Here is a 19,726-nt window from a genome sequence, read left to right on the forward strand (position 1 = left end):
ATCTTAACTATCTTTACGATAATTTATGGTCCAAAACCGGTACGTCATAATCCGGTTTTCGACAGGCTGTGACAGCGTATATATTCCGTCACACGTGGCAGTTGAAATATCAGGACCACTCACCCGCCACCAGCTTGTGTACATCAAATGCATCATTCATTGACTGGCCGGTAGACTGAGAGCCAGGGGCAATGTTGGAGCCTGCTTCTACATCCGAGGCTTTAGCGATCCCGATTGGGCTGTTAACGTCACTGGCAGGTTGCGTCATATTATCAGCAGCAAATACGCCAAATGAAAGTGCGGAAAGCACCATCGCTGCTGTAGCGGTTTTGATTTTTTTCATAATTTTATTCTCATACTTATTTAATGCGATATGCCTGAGGCGAGTTTTTCGCCTGTGCCGTAAGTGTAGATCTGGATCACATTCTTGCCTAGTCAAATTATTTATCAATTCGTGTCAAATAAACTGAATAAGCCCTGGTCGGCTAATTATGGAGAAATTATGAAGATGAAACCAGACCCATTATTTTAAAACGCCGTTTAATATAAATAAGCACAGTTTCATAAAATAAAAAACGGGCCGAGAATAATCCCGGCCCGACGATATTACATTTTATAACCTAAAGAAATCGTGGTTCGGCGATCGGTATGTTCCGGTGCAGAATCAGGTGGTGATGAGTTCCAGGTTACGTTGTACGCCACCTTGAGTCCAAAGTGTTCGTTGATGGCCACGTTCAACGCACTTTCTGAGTTCAGCGTTGTATCTTCAGCACCAAACACCGACACACCCTGGGTGAATTTTGCGTTGTCCGTCATCTGCCATGCATAGGTGCCCGATGCATAACCCAGCGGCTGGGTTTCATCTTCGCCGTTGGTGTACTCGTCGTAACGGACACCCGGACCGAATTCGAAACGCAGGCTGTGCACCGGCCCATTGAGGAACTGACGACCATAACCCGCAGTCACGACATCACGCTGGCGATAGCCGTTGTAGCGGTCAGTCAGCCAACTCGCCTGCCCGAACAGGTAGTCATAATCGGTCATGTTGTATCGGCTACGTCCGCCTACCGCGTATTTCTCCGATGAGCGTTGATCGTTAGCAGAGGTGTTGCTGGCATTTCCCCACAGCGACCAGGCCGTGGTGTTGCCGTACCAGGTCAGGGTGCTGTCTGCGGTCAGGGAGGAGCTTTTCGTATTACCGGATTGCGCCAGATACCCGGCATTCACGTTACCTTCAAAGGGTTTTTTGGCAGTGGAGGGATCGTCCATGACAGTAAAAACGGTATCATCGGCGGTTGCATTCAGTGACGCAAATACGCCACCCGCCAGCATCAGTGCTGCGGGTACTGTCTTCAAAAGCTTCATTTTATTTAAGGAGTCCGTACAACATAAAAAGAGACCGTCACGGTCTCGGAAACTTTCTTGCGGATCAATGACAAGGCGACCATAGAAAGGTAACAAATTATAAAAAGCCGCAAATAACATAGCAATATTTTCTTCTTTCATTTTTTGAATAAGAACGATCCCAAAACGTGTTTTATTTTATATGCCCGGCGCAGGTTATTTGTCAGCATTCATATTTAAAATCATACTGTTATTTACGTTGCCTTCCTGCCAAACGGTGCCAGGCTTAAAAGAACCCATGATAAAAGGAGGTCATGATGGCTTCGATTTATACGCTGACACTCTCCCCTTCCCTCGACTCCGCGACCATGACGCCGCAAATCTACCCGGAAGGTAAGCTGCGCTGTAGCGCGCCGGTGTTTGAGCCGGGCGGCGGCGGCATCAACGTGGCGCGCGCTATTACCCATCTCGGCGGAAAAGCCACCGCCATCTTCCCCGCTGGCGGCGCCACGGGAGAACATCTGGTTGCGTTGCTGGCAGATGAACAGGTGGCCGTAGACACCGTCGATGCTAAAGACTGGACCCGGCAGAACCTGCATGTCCATGTTGAATCCAGCGGCGAGCAATATCGTTTTGTGATGCCGGGGGCGAAATTAAGCGATGATGAGTTTCGTCAACTGGAAGAGAAAGTGCTGACCATTGAAAGCGGCTCATTACTGGTGATCAGCGGTAGCCTGCCGCCGGGCGTCAAAACAGAAAAACTGACGGCGCTGGTTCAGGCGGCGCTCCAGCGCGGCATCCGCTGCATTGTCGATAGCTCGGGCGAAGCCCTGAAGGCGGCGTTAGAACCCGGACAACTTGAACTCGTTAAACCTAACCAGAAAGAGCTCAGTGCGCTGGTTAATCGAGAACTCAGCCAGCCTGATGACGTTCGTACTGCCGCAGAAGAGCTGGTACGTACGGGCAAAGCGCATCGCGTTGTGGTCTCTCTCGGTCCTCAGGGTGCGCTGGCCGTCGACAAGACGGGCTTTGTACAGGTTGTGCCACCGCCGATGAAAAGCCAGAGCACCGTGGGCGCCGGTGACAGTATGGTTGGCGCGATGGTGCTGAAGCTGGCGCAGGGCGCTTCGCTTCTGGAGATGGCACGCTATGGCGTCGCGGCAGGGAGTGCAGCCACCATAAACCAGGGAACGCGTCTGTGTTCGCTTGCGGATACCCAGAAAATTGTCGATTACCTGGAGAGAAGCTGAACCTGCTTCCCCTTCCCATGGAGGGGGAAGTCGCTAAACAGGGCATATCGACTATGCTAAGAAAACTTTCAGGATAACAACGAGGTGAATTATGAGCAGTGGTGATATCACCCGCTACGTCGTAACCGTGAATATTCATGAGGCGTCGCTGACCGAACTGAATGAACTCAACAACGCGTTCACGCGCGCCAATTTTCTGCTCACGCTGACGGACGATGAGGGCAATATTCACGATCTCGGCTCACTGGCATTTGGCCTGATAAGCCCGCTGAGTCAGGAAGAGGTGAAGGCGCTGGCCAGTAGTCTGGTGGAAAGCGTGACTGACAAAGCCACGGAAATTGATGTTGATAGCTGGGAAAACTGGCATAAAAAAGAACAATAAGTGCCCTGTACAAAATTAAACCGCTCAGTTGTGCGTTAGTTCCTGTTTTTTTATAGCCGTTTTGCGCTAACTTTATGATCTGGCAGACAACATGGGAGAGACATCATGTGGCAGGCTATCAGTCATCTTTTAAGTGAGCAGCTGGGTGAAGGTGAAATTGAACTGCGTAACGAACTGCCAGGCGGAGAGATCCATGCCGCATGGCATTTACGTTACGCCGGGCGCGATCTTTTCGTTAAATGTGATGAGCGTGAATTGCTCCCCATTTTTACTGCCGAAGCCGATCAGCTTGAGCTGTTATCGCGCAGTAAAACAGTCACCGTTCCGCAGGTTTTAGCCGTCGGTAGCGATCGTGACTATAGCTTTCTGGTGATGAACTATCTTCCCGCGCGCCCTCTGGATGCGCACAACGCCTTTATTCTCGGGCAACAGATCGCCCGTTTGCACCAGTGGAGCGATCAACCTCAGTTCGGGCTCGATTTTGATAACGACCTCTCCACTACCCCACAGCCAAACGCATGGCAGCGCCGCTGGTCGACCTTTTTCGCCGAGCAGCGCATCGGCTGGCAGCTGGAGCTGGCCGCTGAAAAGGGATTAGCGTTCGGCAACATCGACGCGATTGTTGAACACATTCAGCAGCGTCTGGCTTCGCATCAGCCTCAGGCTTCCCTTCTGCACGGAGATTTATGGTCAAACAACTGTGCACTTGGGCCTGATGGTCCCTATATATTTGACCCGGCCTGCTACTGGGGCGACAGAGAATGTGACCTCGCAATGCTGCCGTTGCACCCTGAACAGCCGCCGCAAATTTATGATGGCTATCAGTCTGTCTCGCCGTTACCTGCGGGTTTCCTTGATCGTCAACCGGTTTATCAGCTGTACACCTTGATAAACCGGGCTATTTTGTTTGGCGGGAGTCATCTGGTGAATGCCCAGCGGGCGCTGGACCGCATTCTGGCGGCATAGCGGGAGGGGGCGGCTTCACGCCCCTTCCCTTAGGATTTACAGGAAGCCAAGCAGCGTAAAGAAGAAATACCCGGCCACAATGATAATGACCGGCAGGATGTAGAGCGGGAAAAACTGCACAAAAATGGTATGACGCGGAACGACAATGCGCGATTCGATCTGCTCGCGGCTCATCCCGTCAGGGCCTTTCGCCTTCTCAAGTATCAGCTGGTCTTCCACCCCTTCGCGCAAAAAGCGGGTCTGGCGACTCATGCGCGCGCCGGAGGCCTGCAACGCCATCGCGATAAATATCAACGCATAGATTATCCAGAAACCGACATTCAGCTGGTGGTGAAAATCCGGCGTGGGCGAGTTGAACCAGAAGACGTTCAGGAACGGGGTGTTAAACCGCATCATCTCAATCATGACGTGCGCAAAATCAAGCATGACGGCATTGATGCCCGGCTGTTTTTCGCTGTGATCGTACATAAATTTGAGTACGGAGATCAGCGTTGAAATCAGGGCGGGAATGAAAATAACCCAACCAGCAATACGTTTTAAGACCGCGATGCGTCCAGCTTGTTGATACGTCATTAGTTCCTCTTCATAAAGACGCGTTATTTGTGCCTAAGTCTACCTGCTGTCGGTCATTTTCGCCCGCTCTTTGAATGCAATATGCTAAATTGCTTGTGCTTAGCACCGTTTGTCTTACCCCCAAGATAAGGAGATGTTGTAATGTCGACCCCGCGCCAGATACTTGCCGCTATTTTTGACATGGATGGATTGCTGATTGATTCCGAACCCCTGTGGGATCGGGCTGAACTGGACGTGATGGCCAGCCTCGGCGTCGATATCAGTCGTCGTAACGAGCTTCCCGATACCCTGGGGCTGCGCATCGATATGGTGGTTGACCTCTGGTATGCCCACCAGCCATGGGTTGGCCCGGATCGCGACGAAGTAACGGCGCGCATTATCAACCGCGCTATCTCCCTCGTAGAAGAGTATAAGCCGCTGTTACCGGGCGTACGCGACGCTATCGCCCTGTGCAAGGCGCAAGGGCTGAAAGTGGGGCTGGCCTCCGCCTCACCGCTGCATATGCTGGAAAAAGTGCTGACGATGTTCGGGCTGCGCGACAGCTTCGACGCGCTGGCCTCGGCCGAAAAGCTTCCTTACAGCAAGCCACATCCGCAGGTATATATGGACTGCGCCGCGAAACTGGGGCTGGATCCACTTACCTGTGTGGCGCTGGAAGATTCGGTTAACGGCATGGTGGCGTCCAAAGCCGCACGTATGCGCTCCATCGTTGTGCCGGCTGAAGAAGGCCGACACGATCCCCGTTTTGCCCTCGCGGACGTCAGGCTGACGTCTCTTGAAGAATTGACTGCCCGCCATCTGCGCGGGGAGTAACGCTCTTTCAGGCAGCTTCGGCTGCCTGTCTCGCCAAATCAAAACAACGTTTTACTTTATTTGCTTTTCTCATTCCAGACTCCTATTCTTACGTGCAGAATGACAATAACCTGACTTCTGAGGCGCGTATGATACTGGATGCTTTTACTCTGGCAGGAAAAGTGGCGATGGTGACCGGGTGCGATACCGGTCTGGGGCAAGGTATGGCCATTGCCCTCGCCCAGGCAGGATGCGATATCGTGGGGGTTAACCGCAAGGTTCCTGACGAAACGGCAGCGCGCGTTACGGCGCTGGGTCGACGCTTTATCGCGATTCGCGCCGATCTTGGCAAGCAGGAGAGTATTCAGAGCGTGGTGGATACCGCAGTCGCTGAGATGGGCCGCATCGATATTCTGGTTAACAATGCCGGCACCATCCGCCGTGCCGATGCGCTGGAATTTAGCGAGAAGGACTGGGACGAGGTCATCGATCTCAATCTGAAATCGGTCTTTTTCCTCTCTCAGGCAGTGGCGAAACAGTTTATCGCGCAGGGTCAGGGCGGCAAGATTATTAACATTGCCTCCATGCTCTCCTTCCAGGGCGGCATCCGGGTGCCCTCCTATACAGCGTCCAAAAGCGGCGTGCTGGGCCTCACCCGCCTGCTGGCGAACGAATGGGCAACGCTGGGCATTAATGTGAATGCTATTGCGCCGGGTTATATGGCGACCAATAACACCCGGCAGCTTCGCGATGATGAGCAGCGCAGCCAGGCGATCCTCGACCGTATTCCGGCGGGTCGCTGGGGTCTGCCGGAGGATCTACAGGGTCCGGTGGTGTTCCTGGCCTCGTCGGCCTCTGATTACGTTAACGGCCATACCCTCGCCGTAGACGGTGGCTGGCTGGCGCGCTAACCGTGCGTTTGTGACAAAGAGTTACACCGTCACCTCTTTCACACACTGTATAAAAACCCTATACTGTATGAATCGACAGTTTACCGGGTTTTATCATGACGGCGGAAGGCCACCTGCTTTTTTCACTTGCCTGTGCAGTGTTTGCCAAAAACGCTGAACTGACCCCTGTGCTGGCACAGGGGGACTGGTGGCATATTGTCCCTTCCGCCGTGCTGACCTGCCTGCTGCCGGACATAGATCATCCAAAGTCATTCCTTGGCCAGCGGCTGAAGTGGATTTCAAAACCCATCGCCAGAGCCTTTGGTCATCGCGGGTTTACCCACAGCCTGCTGGCCGTATTTGGCCTGCTTACACTCTTCTATTTGAAGGTTCCGGAGAGCTGGATCGTCCCGGCGGATGCCATTCAGGGCATGGTGCTCGGCTACTTAAGCCATATCCTCGCCGATATGCTGACGCCAGCAGGTGTACCGCTGCTCTGGCCCTGCCGCTGGCGTTTCCGTCTGCCAATCCTCGTGCCGCAAAAAGGCAACCAGCTGGAGCGCGTTCTGTGTATGGCGCTGTTTGCGTATGCCGTGTGGATGCCGCAGACATTGCCCGAAAATGGTGCAGTGCGCTGGTCATCGCAAATGATCAACTCGCTACAATTTCAGTTCAATCGTTTTATTAATCACCAGATTGAACATTAAACCGACAATATAATCACTTTTGTCATAAACCATTCCATATGGATATAAGCGCGACATCACACTTCTGATAACCTTGCGCCAACAGGTTCGGTAAAAACCGACCGTATAATAAATCAGGAGAACGGGGATGAATTTTCCACTCATCGCGAACATTGTTGTGTTCGGCGTATTGCTATTGCTTCTCGCCCAGGCTCGCCACAAACAGTGGAGCCTGGCGAAAAAGGTACTGGTCGGTCTGGTCATGGGCGTGGTGTTTGGCCTGGCCTTACACGCCATTTACGGCTCCGATAGCCCGGTACTGAAAGATTCTATTCAGTGGTTCAACATTGTCGGTAACGGCTATGTACAGCTGCTGCAAATGATCGTTATGCCGCTGGTATTCGCCTCTATTCTGAGCGCCGTAGCCCGCCTGCATAATGCCTCTCAACTGGGTAAAATCAGTTTCCTGACCATTGGTACCCTGCTCTTCACCACGCTGATTGCGGCGCTGGTGGGTGTGCTGGTAACCAATCTGTTTGGCCTGACTGCTGAAGGTCTGGTGCAGGGTAGCGCTGAAACCGCGCGTCTGACGGCGATTGAGACCAACTACGTGGGTAAAGTGGCCGATCTGACCGTTCCGCAGATGGTGCTCTCCTTCATTCCGAAGAACCCGTTCGCTGACCTGACCGGTGCAAGCCCAACCTCCATTATCAGCGTGGTGATCTTCGCGGCATTCCTGGGCGTGGCTGCGCTCAAGCTGCTGAAGGACGATGCGCCGAAAGGCGAGCGCGTTCTGACAGCCATCGATACCCTGCAAAGCTGGGTGATGAAGCTGGTGCGTCTGGTCATGCAGCTGACGCCGTACGGTGTCCTGGCGCTGATGACCAAAGTCGTGGCAGGCTCTAACCTGCAAGACATCATCAAGCTTGGCAGCTTTGTGATCGCCTCTTATCTGGGGCTGGGCATTATGTTTGTGGTGCACGGTATCCTGCTGGGCGTGAACGGCGTTAGCCCGCTGAAATATTTCCGCAAAGTCTGGCCGGTGCTGACCTTCGCCTTCACCAGCCGTTCCAGCGCGGCATCTATCCCGCTGAACGTGGAAGCACAGACCCGTCGTCTGGGCGTACCGGAGTCTATCGCCAGCTTCTCGGCCTCCTTTGGCGCCACCATCGGGCAGAACGGCTGTGCGGGTCTCTACCCGGCGATGCTGGCCGTGATGGTTGCCCCAACCGTGGGGATTAACCCGCTGGATCCGGTCTGGATTGCGACGCTGGTGGGTATCGTGACCATTAGCTCCGCCGGTGTTGCGGGCGTGGGCGGCGGCGCGACCTTCGCTGCGCTGATCGTTCTGCCTGCGCTGGGACTGCCGGTGACGCTGGTTGCCCTGCTGATCTCTGTTGAACCGCTGATCGATATGGGGCGTACCGCCCTGAACGTGAGTGGCTCAATGACCGCCGGTACCCTGACCAGCCAGTGGCTGAAGCAGACCGACAAAACGATTCTCGACAGCGAAGAAGATGCGGAACTGGCCCATCGTTAATCACGGCTGAAATAAAAAAACCGCCTGCGGGCGGTTTTTTTATGGCTGTTATTCTTCAACCTCTTCATCCTGGCGGGTCTGCACAGCCCATCGCTGCGCCGATTCCGGCACCGTAAACGCAGGGGAGCGACGGAAGTGCTCGCCAATCAGCACGAAGGCAACGTATTTACCCCGTAACATCCAGACATCGCGAAAACCATCCACTTTCAGGGCATGGTCAGGCGGCGCAGGTTCAACGCGGGGCACATAGCTAATAACCTGGCGGTTTTGTTGACGAAGAGGTTTCATAAGCGACGGGTTCACTAAAGCAAATTCTTAAAGCAGGAAATTTCTATCATAGCCGATTCTCCCCCCACCCGTCGCGCCTGACGTGAGGCAGATGGCTCCTTTCGCTAATCACTTATCTGAAAACGCTTAGTTCGCCTGCTAATTCATCACATTGTTCTATCCTTAATAGGGTTTTCAGGAACGAACAAAGGAGAATCGTGCAATGTCGAACAATGATAAACCACATCAAGCCCCTATTCATGGCACCGAAGAATCTCAACCGGGAATGGACTCACTCGCCCCTGCGGATGGCTCTCATAAACCGTCGCCGGGCCTGTCCGCGCCGGGCGAGCAACCTACTGCACCGGGAAGCGTGAAGTCGCCCGATGCGGATAACGAGAAGTTAAAATCTCTCGACCCGCACCGCAAAGGGGGTGAAGGCTATGCGCTGACCACCAATCAGGGCGTGCGTATCGCCGATGACCAGAACTCCCTGCGCGCCGGAACGCGCGGCCCGACGCTGCTGGAAGATTTCATCCTGCGGGAAAAAATCACCCATTTCGACCATGAGCGTATTCCTGAGCGTATCGTTCACGCTCGCGGCTCCGCGGCGCACGGCTATTTCCAGCCGTACAAGAGCCTGAAGGCGATCACGAAGGCGGATTTCCTTTCCGATCCGAACAAAATCACACCGGTATTTGTGCGCTTCTCTACCGTACAGGGCGGCGCGGGTTCGGCCGATACGGTGCGTGATATCCGCGGCTTCGCCACCAAATTCTATACCGAAGAGGGCATTTTCGACCTCGTCGGGAATAACACCCCGGTTTTCTTCATTCAGGATGCGCATAAATTCCCTGACTTTGTCCATGCGGTAAAACCAGAGCCACACTGGGCCATACCGCAGGGACAAAGTGCGCATGACACCTTCTGGGACTACGTCTCCCTGCAACCGGAAACCCTTCACAATGTGATGTGGGCGATGTCTGACCGGGGGATCCCACGCAGCTATCGCACCATGGAAGGGTTTGGTATTCATACCTTCCGTCTGATTAACGCTGAAGGTAAAGCGACGTTTGTGCGTTTCCACTGGAAACCGGTCGCGGGGAAAGCATCCCTGGTGTGGGATGAAGCACAGAAGCTGACCGGGCGCGATCCGGACTTCCACCGTCGCGAACTGTGGGAATCCATTGAAGCCGGTGATTTCCCGGAATACGAGCTGGGGTTACAGCTGATCCCGGAAGAGGACGAGTTCAAATTCGACTTCGACCTGCTCGACCCGACCAAGCTTATTCCTGAAGAGCTGGTGCCGGTTCAGCTGGTGGGCAAAATGGTGCTTAACCGCAACCCGGATAACTTCTTCGCGGAGAATGAGCAGGCTGCGTTCCACCCGGGGCATATTGTGCCGGGGCTGGATTTCACCAACGATCCGCTGCTACAGGGCCGTCTGTTCTCTTACACCGATACGCAGATCAGCCGTCTCGGTGGACCGAACTTCCACGAAATTCCTATCAACCGTCCGACCTGCCCGTACCATAACTTCCAGCGTGACGGGATGCATCGCCAGGATATCGATACCAACCCGGCGAACTACGAGCCAAACTCCATTAACGATAACTGGCCGCGTGAAACCCCGCCGGGGCCAAAACGTGGCGGATTTGAGTCGTATCAGGAGCGCGTGGACGGAACAAAAATTCGCGAGCGCAGCCCGTCATTCGGCGAATATTACGCTCAGCCTCGCCTGTTCTGGAACAGCCAGACCCCGATTGAACAGCAGCACATTATCGGCGGTTTCAGCTTTGAGCTGAGCAAAGTGGTGCGTACCTACATTCGCGAGCGCGTGGTCGACCATCTGGCGCATATTGATATCCAGCTTGCTCAGGGCGTGGCGAATAATCTCGGCATCACGCTGACTGACGAGCAATGCCATGCCGCACCGCCAAAAGACGTGAACGGGCTGAAGAAGGATCCGTCCCTGAGCCTGTACGCGGTACCTGGCGGGTCAATTAAAGGCCGCGTAGTGGCTATCCTGCTGAATGATAAACCGCGCGCCAGCGACGTGCTGGGGATCATGAAGGCGCTCAAAACCCAGGGCGTACATGCCAAACTGCTTTACTCCCGCATGGGTGAAGTGACAGCCGACGATGGCTCTGTCCTGCCAATTGCCGCGACCTTCGCCGGGGCACCGTCGCTGACGGTTGACGCGGTGATTATGCCGTGCGGCGACGTTGAGAGCCTGCTCGGTAACGGTGATGCCGCCTATTATCTGCTGGAAGCCTATAAGCACCTGAAGCCAATCGCCCTGGCAGGCGATGCGCGGAAGTTTAAATCTCTGCTGAAGGTACCGGATCAAGGGGAAGAAGGCATTGTCGAAGGTGATAACATTGACGATGCGTTTATGACCCGGTTGTTTGACCTGCTTGCCGCCCACCGCGTGTGGTCGCGCAGCAGTAAGATTGACCAGATACCGGCGTAAAAAACCATACCCGGTTGTGCGGTCTGAAGCCCTCTCCCTCGGGAGAGGGAGAAAACAATAAAACGGTAACCAAAAGGTTACCGTTTTGCTTTTACCTCGCCACCGGGCTTTATCTCAAAGATCCCTGAACGTCCCCAGACGATACCCACGCTCGGCAATCGCGTACTTCAACGACGCCGACGTCAGCACATCCAGTTCCGCCAGACGCGGCCAGCAATAGGCGCTCTTACGTACGATGTTATCGACAAACGCCGGGTGCGCCATTACCTCAAGCGAGCGCTCCCCTTTCGCGGCGGACTCATCCAGCACCTTCAGGAACAGCGCTTCGTCGATCTCGTCGCCATAAAATGCGCTGCTGAACCCCTCCGTTGACGTCACCGCGACGTCCGGCAACCCGCGCACCTCACGATCCACGCGCATCGCCACGCCTTTACGTTGCGCAAACTCTGCCACAAGCGGGAAAATCGCCGGGATCATATGCACATGATGATGGCTGTCAATATGGGTAGGCTCGCGGCCAAACACATCCACAAAGCGGTTAAACTGGCAATCCAGCTCGCGGGCAATCTCATCGAGCGGCAGAGCGTCCTGCTCCGCCATTTCCCAAATCCATTTCCCCAGCTGGCCGTCGCGCGTCAGGCCCGGCATTGGCGAAAGGGGCAACCCAAGCGTCAGCACAAAGTGCATGCCCACGCCCAGCTCGGGCAGCTCACGGCTTAACTGCGCCGCATGTTCCACCGCCTCACCGTTGATGAGCGCTGTTGTAGAGGTCACGACGCCCCGGCGACAGGCTTCAATAATGCCGTAGTTCTGCCCTTTTGACAGGCCAAAATCATCGGCATTGACGATCAGCAGGTTTTCCATCGCGCCTCCTCTTAACGGTGTGTGAGTTTCAGTTTCTCAACCGTTGCAGCAAAGTTTGGCAGCCATTTTTCATGCGCCAGGATCATCTCACTCGCGAGTTTTTCAGCGTCACGGTCAGAATGCACCAGCGGGCTGAGGTTCAGCGCCAGCAGCACGTCATTCAGTTCGCCGCTCAGGGCCGCATTGCTCGCCGCCACTTCAAAGCCTTTGATGGTGTGAATCAGGCCCATCACCTTATCATCGAAGTGGGTAATGCGGGGATGCGGTTTTGCACCCTCGCGCCCAAGAATGCAGGTCATCTCAACGGCCCAGTCTGCCGGGATATTGTCGATGTGCCCATGATGGGGAACGTTCACATAGTGCTCGGCCTGCTTGTCATTGTAAATGGCGTTAATCACTTCACACGCGGCATCCGAATAGTATGCCCCGCCGCGCTGCTCCAGCTCTTTCGGTTTGACGTTCAGGTTCGGATCTCTATACAAATCAAAAAGCTGCTTCTCTACTTTCTGTACAACCTGAGCGCGTGCGCCACCTTTGTAGTATTCGCCCATTTCAATGGCCAGCATCTCTTTCTGCTTAAAGTAGTAGAGCAGATACGAGCACGGCAGCAGATTCAGGGAGCGGATCAGCCCTTCGCTGAACGGCAGATCGAAAATGTTTTTCACCGAGGCCGCGGTCAGGCGACCAGAGGCGACGCCGTCGAGCAGTTCCGCAAAGCGCGATTGCCCGTTCACTATCACATCTTTGATAAAGACCATGTGATTCAGGCCGAACAGATCAATGGAGAGATCATCGTTATCGCTCAGTTCCAGTACATCGCGGATGAACATCTTCATGCCAATCGGAATATTGCAGACGCCGATAAAGCGTTTGAAACCGGTGTGGCGATAGACTGCCTCGGTGACCATCCCGGCCGGGTTGGTAAAGTTGATCACCCAGGCGTTCGGGCAGATCTCCTCCACGTCTTTAATGATGTCAAAAATGACCGGAATAGTACGCAGGCCTTTAAACAGGCCACCTGCCCCGTTGGTTTCCTGGCCCAGATAACCGTGGCTCAGCGGAATGCGCTCGTCCAGCTCACGCGCCTTCAGCTGGCCGACGCGCAGCTGCGTGGTCACGAAGTCAGCATCTTTCAGTGCCAGGCGGCGATCCAGCGTTTTATGCACGGTTAAGGGCACGCCCGCTTTTTCAACCATGCGTTTGCACAGTTCAAAAATAATATTCAGCTTCTCCTGACCTTCTTCAACATCCACCAGCCATAATTCGCTGACCGGTAATTCATGATACCGTTTCAGGAAACCTTCAAGTAATTCCGGGGTATAGCTGCTGCCGCCACCAATGGTTACGACTTTTAATTTCTGTTGCATAATATCTCCCTTAGCGTATCAGGTTAATCGCCTGCAAGGTATAGCGTACTCTTCCCGCTATTTGGGCAAGCCATTACGTCACTGTTCCTGGCGGATAAACCGCCGAAAGTTAATTAATTACCGTTAAATTTTTGCGGTAACTGTTCGGTGTGAATGAAGTCAATTTTTTAAAGGTTTTAATAAACAGGCTGGGGCTGCTGTAACCCGATTCGTAAGCGATATCGGTGACAGAGTAGTTAGTAATTTCCAGCTGTTTTTTGGCAAAGTTAATGCGGATTTCATTAATGATTTGCACAGGCGTTTTACGGTAATAACGCTGCGTGGCGCGCGTCAAATATTCCTGCGATTTACCCGACAGCGCCACCATATTCTCCAGGGCGTTATCGCTGAACTGTCCTTTATCGTGCATCAGCTCCACGGTACTGCGCAGCCACTGAGGAATATCATCCACCACCTGCTGTTCTTCACGGTGATGGCGGAGGCGATTCATGACGTAGAACGTCACGGTTTCAATAAATTCATCAAATTCATTGTCGCGGAAATTCAGCGAGGCGATAACCGTTTCAATCCAGGTCATAAACTCATTTTTAACGCGATACACCTGTGACGCCACAAAGCAGAACGGCACCAGCGGCAGATAGTGCTTCTCGAAGAAACGCCTGCTCACCCCTACGTTCAGAATGCGTGTCGCACCAAACTCATAAAAGCTCTGGTGATAAGATCCCATTGGCAGGAAGACGAAATCGCCACGCTCAAGCAGGACGCGCTTACCGTTGATCTCCTGATAGTAGCGGCCGGTCAGAACAATCGTGAACTCGTAGTAGTCATGCTGGTGCAGACCGCTGGCGCTCTCCGTTTTGTTGTAAATCACCACGTGAAAATTTTTGCCATTAAACAGCTGTTGCTCATGTGCGGTTTTGATTTCCATCGTGCTGACCTCCTGCTACTTCAACTGACTTATTGCATCTTCTCGTGAAGCTCGATGAGCTCCGCGACCAGCTCGCGTGCCAGCATGGAGGTCATCAGATGATCCTGCGCATGTACCAGCACCAGACTCACTTTCATCTTCCCTTCGCCCTGGTCGCTTTCGATGAGCTTCGTCTGCACCAGATGCGCTTCGTTTAACGCTGTACGGGACTGCTCCATCATGGTTTTCGCGGCAACGAAGTCGCCCTGCTTAGCCTGCTTAAGCGCCGCATACGCCAGGCTGCGTGCCTGCCCGGAGTTGATGATGAGGCCCATCACCACCTCTTCCAGATCGTTCTCTGCGGTTTCTTCGGCAACGATACTCTCTAAATCTAACATCTTTAAGCTCCTTTCCGCTGGCGCGAGTTGCCCCGCGCCGTGCAATTTTAGAATTTCAGTGCGAGGGCGATATCCTCTTCGCTCTCTTCTTCATCGATAACCGTTGCGGCCTTGTTCGCAATCGCCACGAACGGCATGTAGAGCAGGGTTGCAATCCCGAGGTTGAATATCGCCAGCAGGAAGGCCGCCACGCTACCGTTGGTGTTGAAGAACGCGCCCAGACCAGCCGGCATCGTCCACGGCGCAATGTTGGTCACCGGCGGGATAATGCCCAGGTAGTACGCCGTCAGCGTAATCGCGGCCAGCAGCGGCTGAACCAGGATGAAGGGAATGAACATCACCGGGTTCATGATAATTGGCAGACCAAACAGGATCGGCTCGTTAATCTGGAAGATGCCTGACGGCAGGGCCAGCTTCGCAACCTGACGATGGTCGGCGCGGCGAGAGACAATAAAGACCGCGATGATCAGACCCAACGTCGCCCCGGTACCGCCCAGGAAGATATAGGAGTCAAGCATCGGCTTCGCCCACACATGGAAGGTTTTACCGGCCGCCAGCGCCGCATCGACGGAGCCGTACTGCTGGTAAAGCGCGACGTTTTCCAGTGCCCATGGGGTCATAATACCGCTGTCCAGCGCCGCCAGTGCCAGTGAACCATGCACGCCGAAGAACCACAGCAGGGAGGTAAAGATGACATACGCCCAACCGACCACGCTACCCATCGACGCCAGCGGCGTTGAGACAGAGTCCATAATGATCTGGTGGAAGTTTGTGCCCCAGTGAGAGAGCGCCCAGGCAATAATCCCCATGATGGAGAGAATAATGAAGCCCGGAATCAACGCGGAAAATGAACGAGAAACGGAGGCCGGAACGCTATCCGGCAAGCGGATAACCCAGTTACGGCGAATAATGAAGGTGAACATTTCGGCCACCACCAGCCCGATAATAATACCGGAAATGATGTTTGCCCCACCCAGCCAGTTGGCGCCAACGGCGTAAGCGTCACCCACGCTGTACGGTGTGACGGTCATGAACGCGGCAATGGACAGTAAGCCTGCCGCCAGCGGATCCACTTTACGCTCTTCCGCCAGCGCCATTCCGATAAAGAAAGGCGCCATTAGCGACATAATACCCAACGTACCGTTGTATACGTTGCCGCCAATGGCTTTTAAACCATTAAGGGTTTCAATAGTTGAAGCATCTAACCTAATTCCTAATGAATAAAAAAAGGAACCTTCTCCAAAGCTCAGAAAAACGTTGTTAATTAAAACGAACATTGCCCCGGCTAATGTCAACGGCATTAATTTAATAAAGCCGTTCTTAATGGCATTAACGTGAGGCTGCTTTCCTATTTTAACAGCAAAAGGAAGGAGTACCTTTTCAAGTGAAGCGATGACTTTACTCATAGGAAAATACCCTTAAATGCCGCAACGACCGTTACGGCGTATTGTGTGTGAAATAACTCTTTGACGGGAAAAATAAAAAATTAATTAGCAGCTTTTTTAATCGCCGCAACGGCAGCTTTTAATACACCTAAACCATCAATCTTGCCGTATAAAACGGAATCGATCACTTCGACCGGCTTATTGGGTAGCAGACGCTGAATTTCTGGCAGCATATAAGCGATTTGCGGCCCGAGTAAAATAACGTCGGCTGTCTGACCCTTCTCGCCCGCCAGCGTTTCCGGAAACGCCTCAATCACCACAGGGACTTCATATTTTTCGGCCTGCGCGCGCATTTTGGAAACCAGCAGCGAAGTGGACATGCCCGCAGAGCAAAACAGATAGATATGTTTCTTTTCCATGATAACTTCCCTCTTGTTTGGCTACCCGCCGTCTCGCTATCACTCGACTCGCTATCCTGGCTGACGGGCAGTGTGCTGAACATTGTTTGTCGTTGAAGTGAGTATACGCAATGGTACAGGGAGGGGATAATTCTGGATAGACTGAAATTGTCTCTCATTGACCTGGCTTGTTGACTACCTTCACATTTCAGGCAAATAATTCGCGCCAAGAAATAAGATTCACGTATGCATAAAAAAACCGGCCTTCCGGCCGGTTTGTTAACGCTCTCAGGCAAGCAGGCTTACTGTGCCTTAGGTGCCTGTGGGTCGGTGTCGTATTCGGCACAGGTCTGGTAACCAGAATTGATCACGTGACCCGTATCATCCAGGGCGACAAAATAGGTCTCTGCCTTACCATCACGTTGACCCAGAATATAGGTCTGGCAGGTACCACGCGCGTGGATCATAGTGACTTCTGAAGAAGGTTTACCGGCAATGGCTGCAACCTGGGAACGCGTCATGCCTTTTTTGACGTCTTTTACCACTGGCTGTGTGAACTGATCTTTAGTGCGATCGTAAGCTGTACACCCTGCCAGCATAGTCAGTACCGCCGCTGCGCTTAAAATTCCTGCTACGTTCTTGTTCATATTCCGTCCTCTTGTTTATCAGCGTGTTAACTAAGCATGGGATAAAAATTACTATTGTTCAACTTTGCGAGTTACGCCAGACGAATTTCGGAAAATTCTAATAAAACAACGGTAAGCTGCTAAATCGCTGTAAAACAGTACACTCAAAACTGTGATCCTTGTCGTTTCCCCGACAAAGGGTTAGTTTTAACAGATCACACTTTCTGTTTGGTTCTGCATAGGGAGGGCGTAATGGCTCTGCAACAAGAAATTATTCAGGCGCTGGGCGCGAAACCTGCGATTGATGCCAATGAAGAGATCCGTCGTAGCGTTGATTTTTTGAAAGCTTACCTGTCTGCACACCCTTTCCTGAAGACGCTGGTGCTGGGCATCAGCGGCGGTCAGGATTCCACTCTGGCCGGTAAGCTGAGCCAGATGGCCATCTCCGAGCTGCGTGACGAGACCGGTGACACCGCGCTGCAATTTATTGCCGTACGTCTGCCGTATGGCGTGCAAGCCGACGAGCAGGACTGTCAGGATGCGATTGCGTTTATTCAGCCGGACCGTGTTCTTACCGTAAACATCAAAGGTTCGGTACTGGCCAGCGAGCAGGCCCTGCGTGAAGCCGGTATTGAACTGAGCGATTTTGTCCGCGGCAACGAGAAAGCCCGTGAGCGCATGAAAGCGCAGTACAGTATCGCAGGGATGACCAAAGGGGTCGTCGTCGGCACTGACCACGCCGCGGAAGCCATCACCGGCTTCTTCACCAAATACGGCGATGGCGGCACGGATATCAACCCCCTCTTCCGCCTGAACAAGCGTCAGGGTAAGCAACTGCTGGCGGCGTTGGGCTGCCCGGAGCACCTGTATAAGAAGGCGCCAACGGCGGACCTGGAGGACGATCGCCCTTCCCTGCCGGATGAAGCGGCGCTGGGCGTTACGTATGACAACATCGATGATTATCTGGAAGGCAAAACGCTCGACGAAGGTACCGCTAAAATTATCGAAGGCTGGTATCTGAAAACCGAGCATAAGCGCCGTCCGCCCATTACGGTGTTTGATGATTTCTGGAAAAAGTAAAAGCAAAACGGTAACTCCGCTTTGCAGGCCGGGTAAGGCGTAGCCGCCACCCGGCTCTTTTTTAACCACCAAACACCTGCTACACTGTATGCCTGAACAGTATATGGAGCAGTATGTGAGCAGGCGTCAATCCGCCCCGCGTCTTGAGTTCGAAGCGGCGGCTATCTACGAATATCCCGAGCATCTTCGCCCCTGGCTTGAGGCACTGCCTAAACAGCCTGGCGTCTATTTCTTCCACGGCGACAGCGACACCATGCCGCTCTATATCGGCAAAAGCGTGAATATCCGCAGCCGGGTGATGTCGCACCTGCGTACGCCGGATGAAGCATCGATGCTCAGGCAGTCCCGGCGGATCACCTGGATCGAGACGGCAGGCGAACTGGGCGCGCTTCTGCTCGAAGCCCGGCTCATCAAGGAACAGCAGCCGCTGTTTAACAAACGCCTGCGCCGCAACCGCCAGCTGTGTTCCTTGCAGATTAACGCAGGAAAACCGCAGGTCGTTTATGCCCGGGAAGTGGATTTTTCGCATGAACCCAATCTTTACGGTCTGTTTGCCAATAAACGTGCCGCACTGCAAACCCTGCAATCCCTGGCTGATGAATTACAGCTTTGTTACGGCCTGTTAGGACTGGAAGCCACCACCCGCGGTCGCGCCTGTTTCCGCTCCGCGCTGAAACGCTGCGCCGGGGCGTGCTGTGGAAAAGAGAGCGTTGAAGAACATCATGCCCGGTTTATGGCTGGCCTGGCCTCTATCAGCGTTAACTGCTGGCCGTGGGAAGGCGCGGTGGCGCTGAAAGAAACCCGCGATGGGATGACGCACTATCACATCATCCGCAACTGGCTCTGGCTTGGCGCCGTTGAAAATCTGGATGACGCTACCGCCCTGCTGCGCACCCCTGCCGGGTTCGATCAGGATGGTTACAAAATTCTCTGCAAGCCACTGTTAACCGGAAAATATGAGATCATCGTCCTCAATGACCCGGCAGCCAGGTAATTTCACTGAACAGCAGCGACCCCTTCGTTTCCAGTAAACGGAGGGTATGACTGCCCGCTTCCCAGCTGGCGCCCTGATCGGCGGTCAGTAATTTGTCGCCCAGTTGCCAGGCGCCACTTAATACGAAGGCCACCCCACCGCGTGAAGCGAAGGTAGTGAACGTCCGGGTAGCAACGCGCACCTTTGCCTGACAGCAGTCCCGTCGGGTCATGATGTTGAAGTCCATCGACATCTGCCCCTCAGTGAGCACGGCTTTCACCGCCAGATCGCCCGCAAATCGGTAAGGCTGATGATGCTTCAGGGTATGACAAAACGCCCTGCCTGCATCCAGGGTCACCTCGCCGCCCTCCAGCAGCGTAATCACCCGGTCAACGCCCGGGAATGCGGAAAATTCGCCGTTACTGGCGATGGAGGCAATACTGGCCCGCCAGAAAAAATCCCGCGTCGCGGGAGGAAAACAGCAAATCTCACGCGTCTCACCCGCACCATTACGCCAGAGACTGACCGGCATTTTACGGATATCAAAGAATTCCATGACCACTCC

General features: G+C 53.8%; 22 protein-coding genes. 10 read left to right on the plus strand and 12 right to left on the minus strand.

Annotated features, from left to right (window positions below; translation table 11 throughout):
• Positions 1-109 precede the first annotated feature (109 nt).
• Both SK58_RS14785 and SK58_RS14790 read right to left on the minus strand, forming a co-directional pair.
• Positions 110-343: a YdgH/BhsA/McbA family protein gene (locus tag SK58_RS14785; protein ID WP_015570736.1), complete on the minus strand. Its 234-nt coding sequence runs from the start codon at positions 341-343 to the stop codon at positions 110-112.
• Positions 344-606: 263 nt separating this feature from the next.
• On the minus strand, positions 607-1,365 hold the full coding sequence (locus SK58_RS14790) for a DUF481 domain-containing protein (protein WP_026080717.1): 759 nt from the start codon (positions 1,363-1,365) through the stop codon (positions 607-609).
• A gap of 296 nt (positions 1,366-1,661) precedes the next feature.
• Here SK58_RS14790 and pfkB point away from each other — a divergent pair, with 296 nt between their 5' ends.
• The 3 genes from pfkB to SK58_RS14805 all read left to right on the plus strand — a co-directional run bounded on the left by pfkB (position 1,662) and on the right by SK58_RS14805 (position 3,942).
• Entirely contained in the window at positions 1,662-2,594 is a 933-nt protein-coding gene (gene pfkB / locus SK58_RS14795) for a 6-phosphofructokinase II (RefSeq protein ID WP_032104269.1), read from the plus strand.
• 91 nt (positions 2,595-2,685) lie between these two features.
• Positions 2,686-2,976 carry a type V toxin-antitoxin system endoribonuclease antitoxin GhoS gene (gene ghoS, locus SK58_RS14800; protein WP_003857822.1) on the plus strand — a complete coding sequence of 97 codons (291 nt, stop codon included), beginning with the start codon at positions 2,686-2,688 and terminating at the stop codon, positions 2,974-2,976.
• 105 nt (positions 2,977-3,081) lie between these two features.
• The gene (locus SK58_RS14805; protein WP_015570740.1) at positions 3,082-3,942 is read left to right on the plus strand and encodes a fructosamine kinase family protein; all 861 of its coding nucleotides are present in this window, start codon (positions 3,082-3,084) and stop codon (positions 3,940-3,942) included.
• 36 nt (positions 3,943-3,978) lie between these two features.
• Here SK58_RS14805 and SK58_RS14810 read toward each other — a convergent pair whose 3' ends face one another.
• Positions 3,979-4,515 (minus strand): YniB family protein, encoded by a 537-nt coding sequence (locus SK58_RS14810; RefSeq protein ID WP_015570741.1) that lies wholly within the window; start codon positions 4,513-4,515, stop codon positions 3,979-3,981.
• A 141-nt stretch (positions 4,516-4,656) separates the two neighbouring features.
• On the opposite strand from SK58_RS14810, the gene hxpB reads away from it, so the two are divergent.
• From hxpB to tcyP, 4 genes are all read left to right on the plus strand, one after another.
• Entirely contained in the window at positions 4,657-5,328 is a 672-nt protein-coding gene (hxpB, locus tag SK58_RS14815; protein WP_003857825.1) for a hexitol phosphatase HxpB, read from the plus strand.
• A gap of 128 nt (positions 5,329-5,456) precedes the next feature.
• Positions 5,457-6,218: a 2-dehydro-3-deoxy-D-gluconate 5-dehydrogenase KduD gene (kduD, locus tag SK58_RS14820; RefSeq protein ID WP_017384658.1), complete on the plus strand. Its 762-nt coding sequence runs from the start codon at positions 5,457-5,459 to the stop codon at positions 6,216-6,218.
• Between the two features lie 95 nt (positions 6,219-6,313).
• Entirely contained in the window at positions 6,314-6,904 is a 591-nt protein-coding gene (locus SK58_RS14825) for a metal-dependent hydrolase (RefSeq protein ID WP_015570742.1), read from the plus strand.
• Positions 6,905-7,031: 127 nt separating this feature from the next.
• Positions 7,032-8,423, plus strand: a complete 1,392-nt coding sequence (gene tcyP / locus SK58_RS14830) for a cystine/sulfocysteine:cation symporter (protein ID WP_047637417.1) — start codon at positions 7,032-7,034, stop codon at positions 8,421-8,423.
• Positions 8,424-8,471: 48 nt separating this feature from the next.
• Here the strand turns inward: tcyP and cedA are convergent, their stop codons facing one another.
• Positions 8,472-8,726: a cell division activator CedA gene (gene cedA, locus SK58_RS14835; protein WP_071524159.1), complete on the minus strand. Its 255-nt coding sequence runs from the start codon at positions 8,724-8,726 to the stop codon at positions 8,472-8,474.
• Between the two features lie 187 nt (positions 8,727-8,913).
• On the opposite strand from cedA, the gene katE reads away from it, so the two are divergent.
• Positions 8,914-11,163, plus strand: a complete 2,250-nt coding sequence (katE, locus tag SK58_RS14840) for a catalase HPII (protein WP_017384660.1) — start codon at positions 8,914-8,916, stop codon at positions 11,161-11,163.
• A gap of 114 nt (positions 11,164-11,277) precedes the next feature.
• On the opposite strand, the gene chbG is transcribed toward katE, so the two are convergent.
• The 7 genes from chbG to osmE form a co-directional block, all read right to left on the minus strand.
• Complete coding sequence (gene chbG / locus SK58_RS14845; RefSeq protein WP_017693595.1) at positions 11,278-12,027, minus strand: chitin disaccharide deacetylase; 750 nt, start codon at positions 12,025-12,027, stop codon at positions 11,278-11,280.
• A gap of 11 nt (positions 12,028-12,038) precedes the next feature.
• A complete protein-coding gene (locus SK58_RS14850; protein ID WP_039271046.1) occupies positions 12,039-13,394 on the minus strand; it encodes a 6-phospho-beta-glucosidase in 1,356 nt (451 codons plus the stop codon).
• A gap of 109 nt (positions 13,395-13,503) precedes the next feature.
• Entirely contained in the window at positions 13,504-14,322 is an 819-nt protein-coding gene (gene chbR / locus SK58_RS14855) for a transcriptional regulator ChbR (protein WP_017384663.1), read from the minus strand.
• A gap of 29 nt (positions 14,323-14,351) precedes the next feature.
• The gene (gene chbA, locus SK58_RS14860) at positions 14,352-14,699 is read right to left on the minus strand and encodes a PTS N,N'-diacetylchitobiose transporter subunit IIA (protein WP_003857835.1); all 348 of its coding nucleotides are present in this window, start codon (positions 14,697-14,699) and stop codon (positions 14,352-14,354) included.
• A gap of 47 nt (positions 14,700-14,746) precedes the next feature.
• Positions 14,747-16,105 carry a PTS N,N'-diacetylchitobiose transporter subunit IIC gene (chbC, locus tag SK58_RS14865; protein ID WP_048220162.1) on the minus strand — a complete coding sequence of 453 codons (1,359 nt, stop codon included), beginning with the start codon at positions 16,103-16,105 and terminating at the stop codon, positions 14,747-14,749.
• 80 nt (positions 16,106-16,185) lie between these two features.
• The gene (gene chbB / locus SK58_RS14870; RefSeq protein ID WP_015570750.1) at positions 16,186-16,503 is read right to left on the minus strand and encodes a PTS N,N'-diacetylchitobiose transporter subunit IIB; all 318 of its coding nucleotides are present in this window, start codon (positions 16,501-16,503) and stop codon (positions 16,186-16,188) included.
• Between the two features lie 281 nt (positions 16,504-16,784).
• Positions 16,785-17,129, minus strand: coding sequence for an osmotically-inducible lipoprotein OsmE (osmE, locus tag SK58_RS14875; protein ID WP_003857836.1), 345 nt, complete (start codon positions 17,127-17,129; stop codon positions 16,785-16,787).
• A 231-nt stretch (positions 17,130-17,360) separates the two neighbouring features.
• On the opposite strand from osmE, the gene nadE reads away from it, so the two are divergent.
• Positions 17,361-18,188 carry an ammonia-dependent NAD(+) synthetase gene (gene nadE, locus SK58_RS14880; protein WP_003857837.1) on the plus strand — a complete coding sequence of 276 codons (828 nt, stop codon included), beginning with the start codon at positions 17,361-17,363 and terminating at the stop codon, positions 18,186-18,188.
• Between the two features lie 115 nt (positions 18,189-18,303).
• The gene (gene cho / locus SK58_RS14885) at positions 18,304-19,182 is read left to right on the plus strand and encodes an excinuclease Cho (protein ID WP_063136382.1); all 879 of its coding nucleotides are present in this window, start codon (positions 18,304-18,306) and stop codon (positions 19,180-19,182) included.
• On the opposite strand, the gene ves is transcribed toward cho, so the two are convergent.
• Positions 19,160-19,717, minus strand: a complete 558-nt coding sequence (gene ves / locus SK58_RS14890) for an environmental stress-induced protein Ves (protein WP_017384666.1) — start codon at positions 19,715-19,717, stop codon at positions 19,160-19,162. The genes cho and ves overlap by 23 nt on opposite strands.
• Between the last annotated feature and the right edge of the window lie 9 nt (positions 19,718-19,726).

Origin of the sequence: Enterobacter sp. BIDMC93 (genome assembly GCF_001037805.1) — a bacterium.
GTDB classification, from domain to species: Bacteria; Pseudomonadota; Gammaproteobacteria; order Enterobacterales; family Enterobacteriaceae; genus Enterobacter; species Enterobacter hormaechei_C.

Coding starts and splice junctions, on each gene's coding strand:
- SK58_RS14785 (WP_015570736.1), bottom strand. CDS start 343: ATGAAAAAAATCAAAACCGCTACAGCAGCGATGGTGCTTTCCGCACTT.
- SK58_RS14790 (WP_026080717.1), bottom strand. CDS start 1,365: ATGAAGCTTTTGAAGACAGTACCCGCAGCACTGATGCTGGCGGGTGGC.
- pfkB (WP_032104269.1), top strand. CDS start 1,662: ATGGCTTCGATTTATACGCTGACACTCTCCCCTTCCCTCGACTCCGCG.
- ghoS (WP_003857822.1), top strand. CDS start 2,686: ATGAGCAGTGGTGATATCACCCGCTACGTCGTAACCGTGAATATTCAT.
- SK58_RS14805 (WP_015570740.1), top strand. CDS start 3,082: ATGTGGCAGGCTATCAGTCATCTTTTAAGTGAGCAGCTGGGTGAAGGT.
- SK58_RS14810 (WP_015570741.1), bottom strand. CDS start 4,515: ATGACGTATCAACAAGCTGGACGCATCGCGGTCTTAAAACGTATTGCT.
- hxpB (WP_003857825.1), top strand. CDS start 4,657: ATGTCGACCCCGCGCCAGATACTTGCCGCTATTTTTGACATGGATGGA.
- kduD (WP_017384658.1), top strand. CDS start 5,457: ATGATACTGGATGCTTTTACTCTGGCAGGAAAAGTGGCGATGGTGACC.
- SK58_RS14825 (WP_015570742.1), top strand. CDS start 6,314: ATGACGGCGGAAGGCCACCTGCTTTTTTCACTTGCCTGTGCAGTGTTT.
- tcyP (WP_047637417.1), top strand. CDS start 7,032: ATGAATTTTCCACTCATCGCGAACATTGTTGTGTTCGGCGTATTGCTA.
- katE (WP_017384660.1), top strand. CDS start 8,914: ATGTCGAACAATGATAAACCACATCAAGCCCCTATTCATGGCACCGAA.
- chbG (WP_017693595.1), bottom strand. CDS start 12,027: ATGGAAAACCTGCTGATCGTCAATGCCGATGATTTTGGCCTGTCAAAA.
- SK58_RS14850 (WP_039271046.1), bottom strand. CDS start 13,394: ATGCAACAGAAATTAAAAGTCGTAACCATTGGTGGCGGCAGCAGCTAT.
- chbR (WP_017384663.1), bottom strand. CDS start 14,322: ATGGAAATCAAAACCGCACATGAGCAACAGCTGTTTAATGGCAAAAAT.
- chbA (WP_003857835.1), bottom strand. CDS start 14,699: ATGTTAGATTTAGAGAGTATCGTTGCCGAAGAAACCGCAGAGAACGAT.
- chbC (WP_048220162.1), bottom strand. CDS start 16,105: ATGAGTAAAGTCATCGCTTCACTTGAAAAGGTACTCCTTCCTTTTGCT.
- chbB (WP_015570750.1), bottom strand. CDS start 16,503: ATGGAAAAGAAACATATCTATCTGTTTTGCTCTGCGGGCATGTCCACT.
- osmE (WP_003857836.1), bottom strand. CDS start 17,129: ATGAACAAGAACGTAGCAGGAATTTTAAGCGCAGCGGCGGTACTGACT.
- nadE (WP_003857837.1), top strand. CDS start 17,361: ATGGCTCTGCAACAAGAAATTATTCAGGCGCTGGGCGCGAAACCTGCG.
- ves (WP_017384666.1), bottom strand. CDS start 19,717: ATGGAATTCTTTGATATCCGTAAAATGCCGGTCAGTCTCTGGCGTAAT.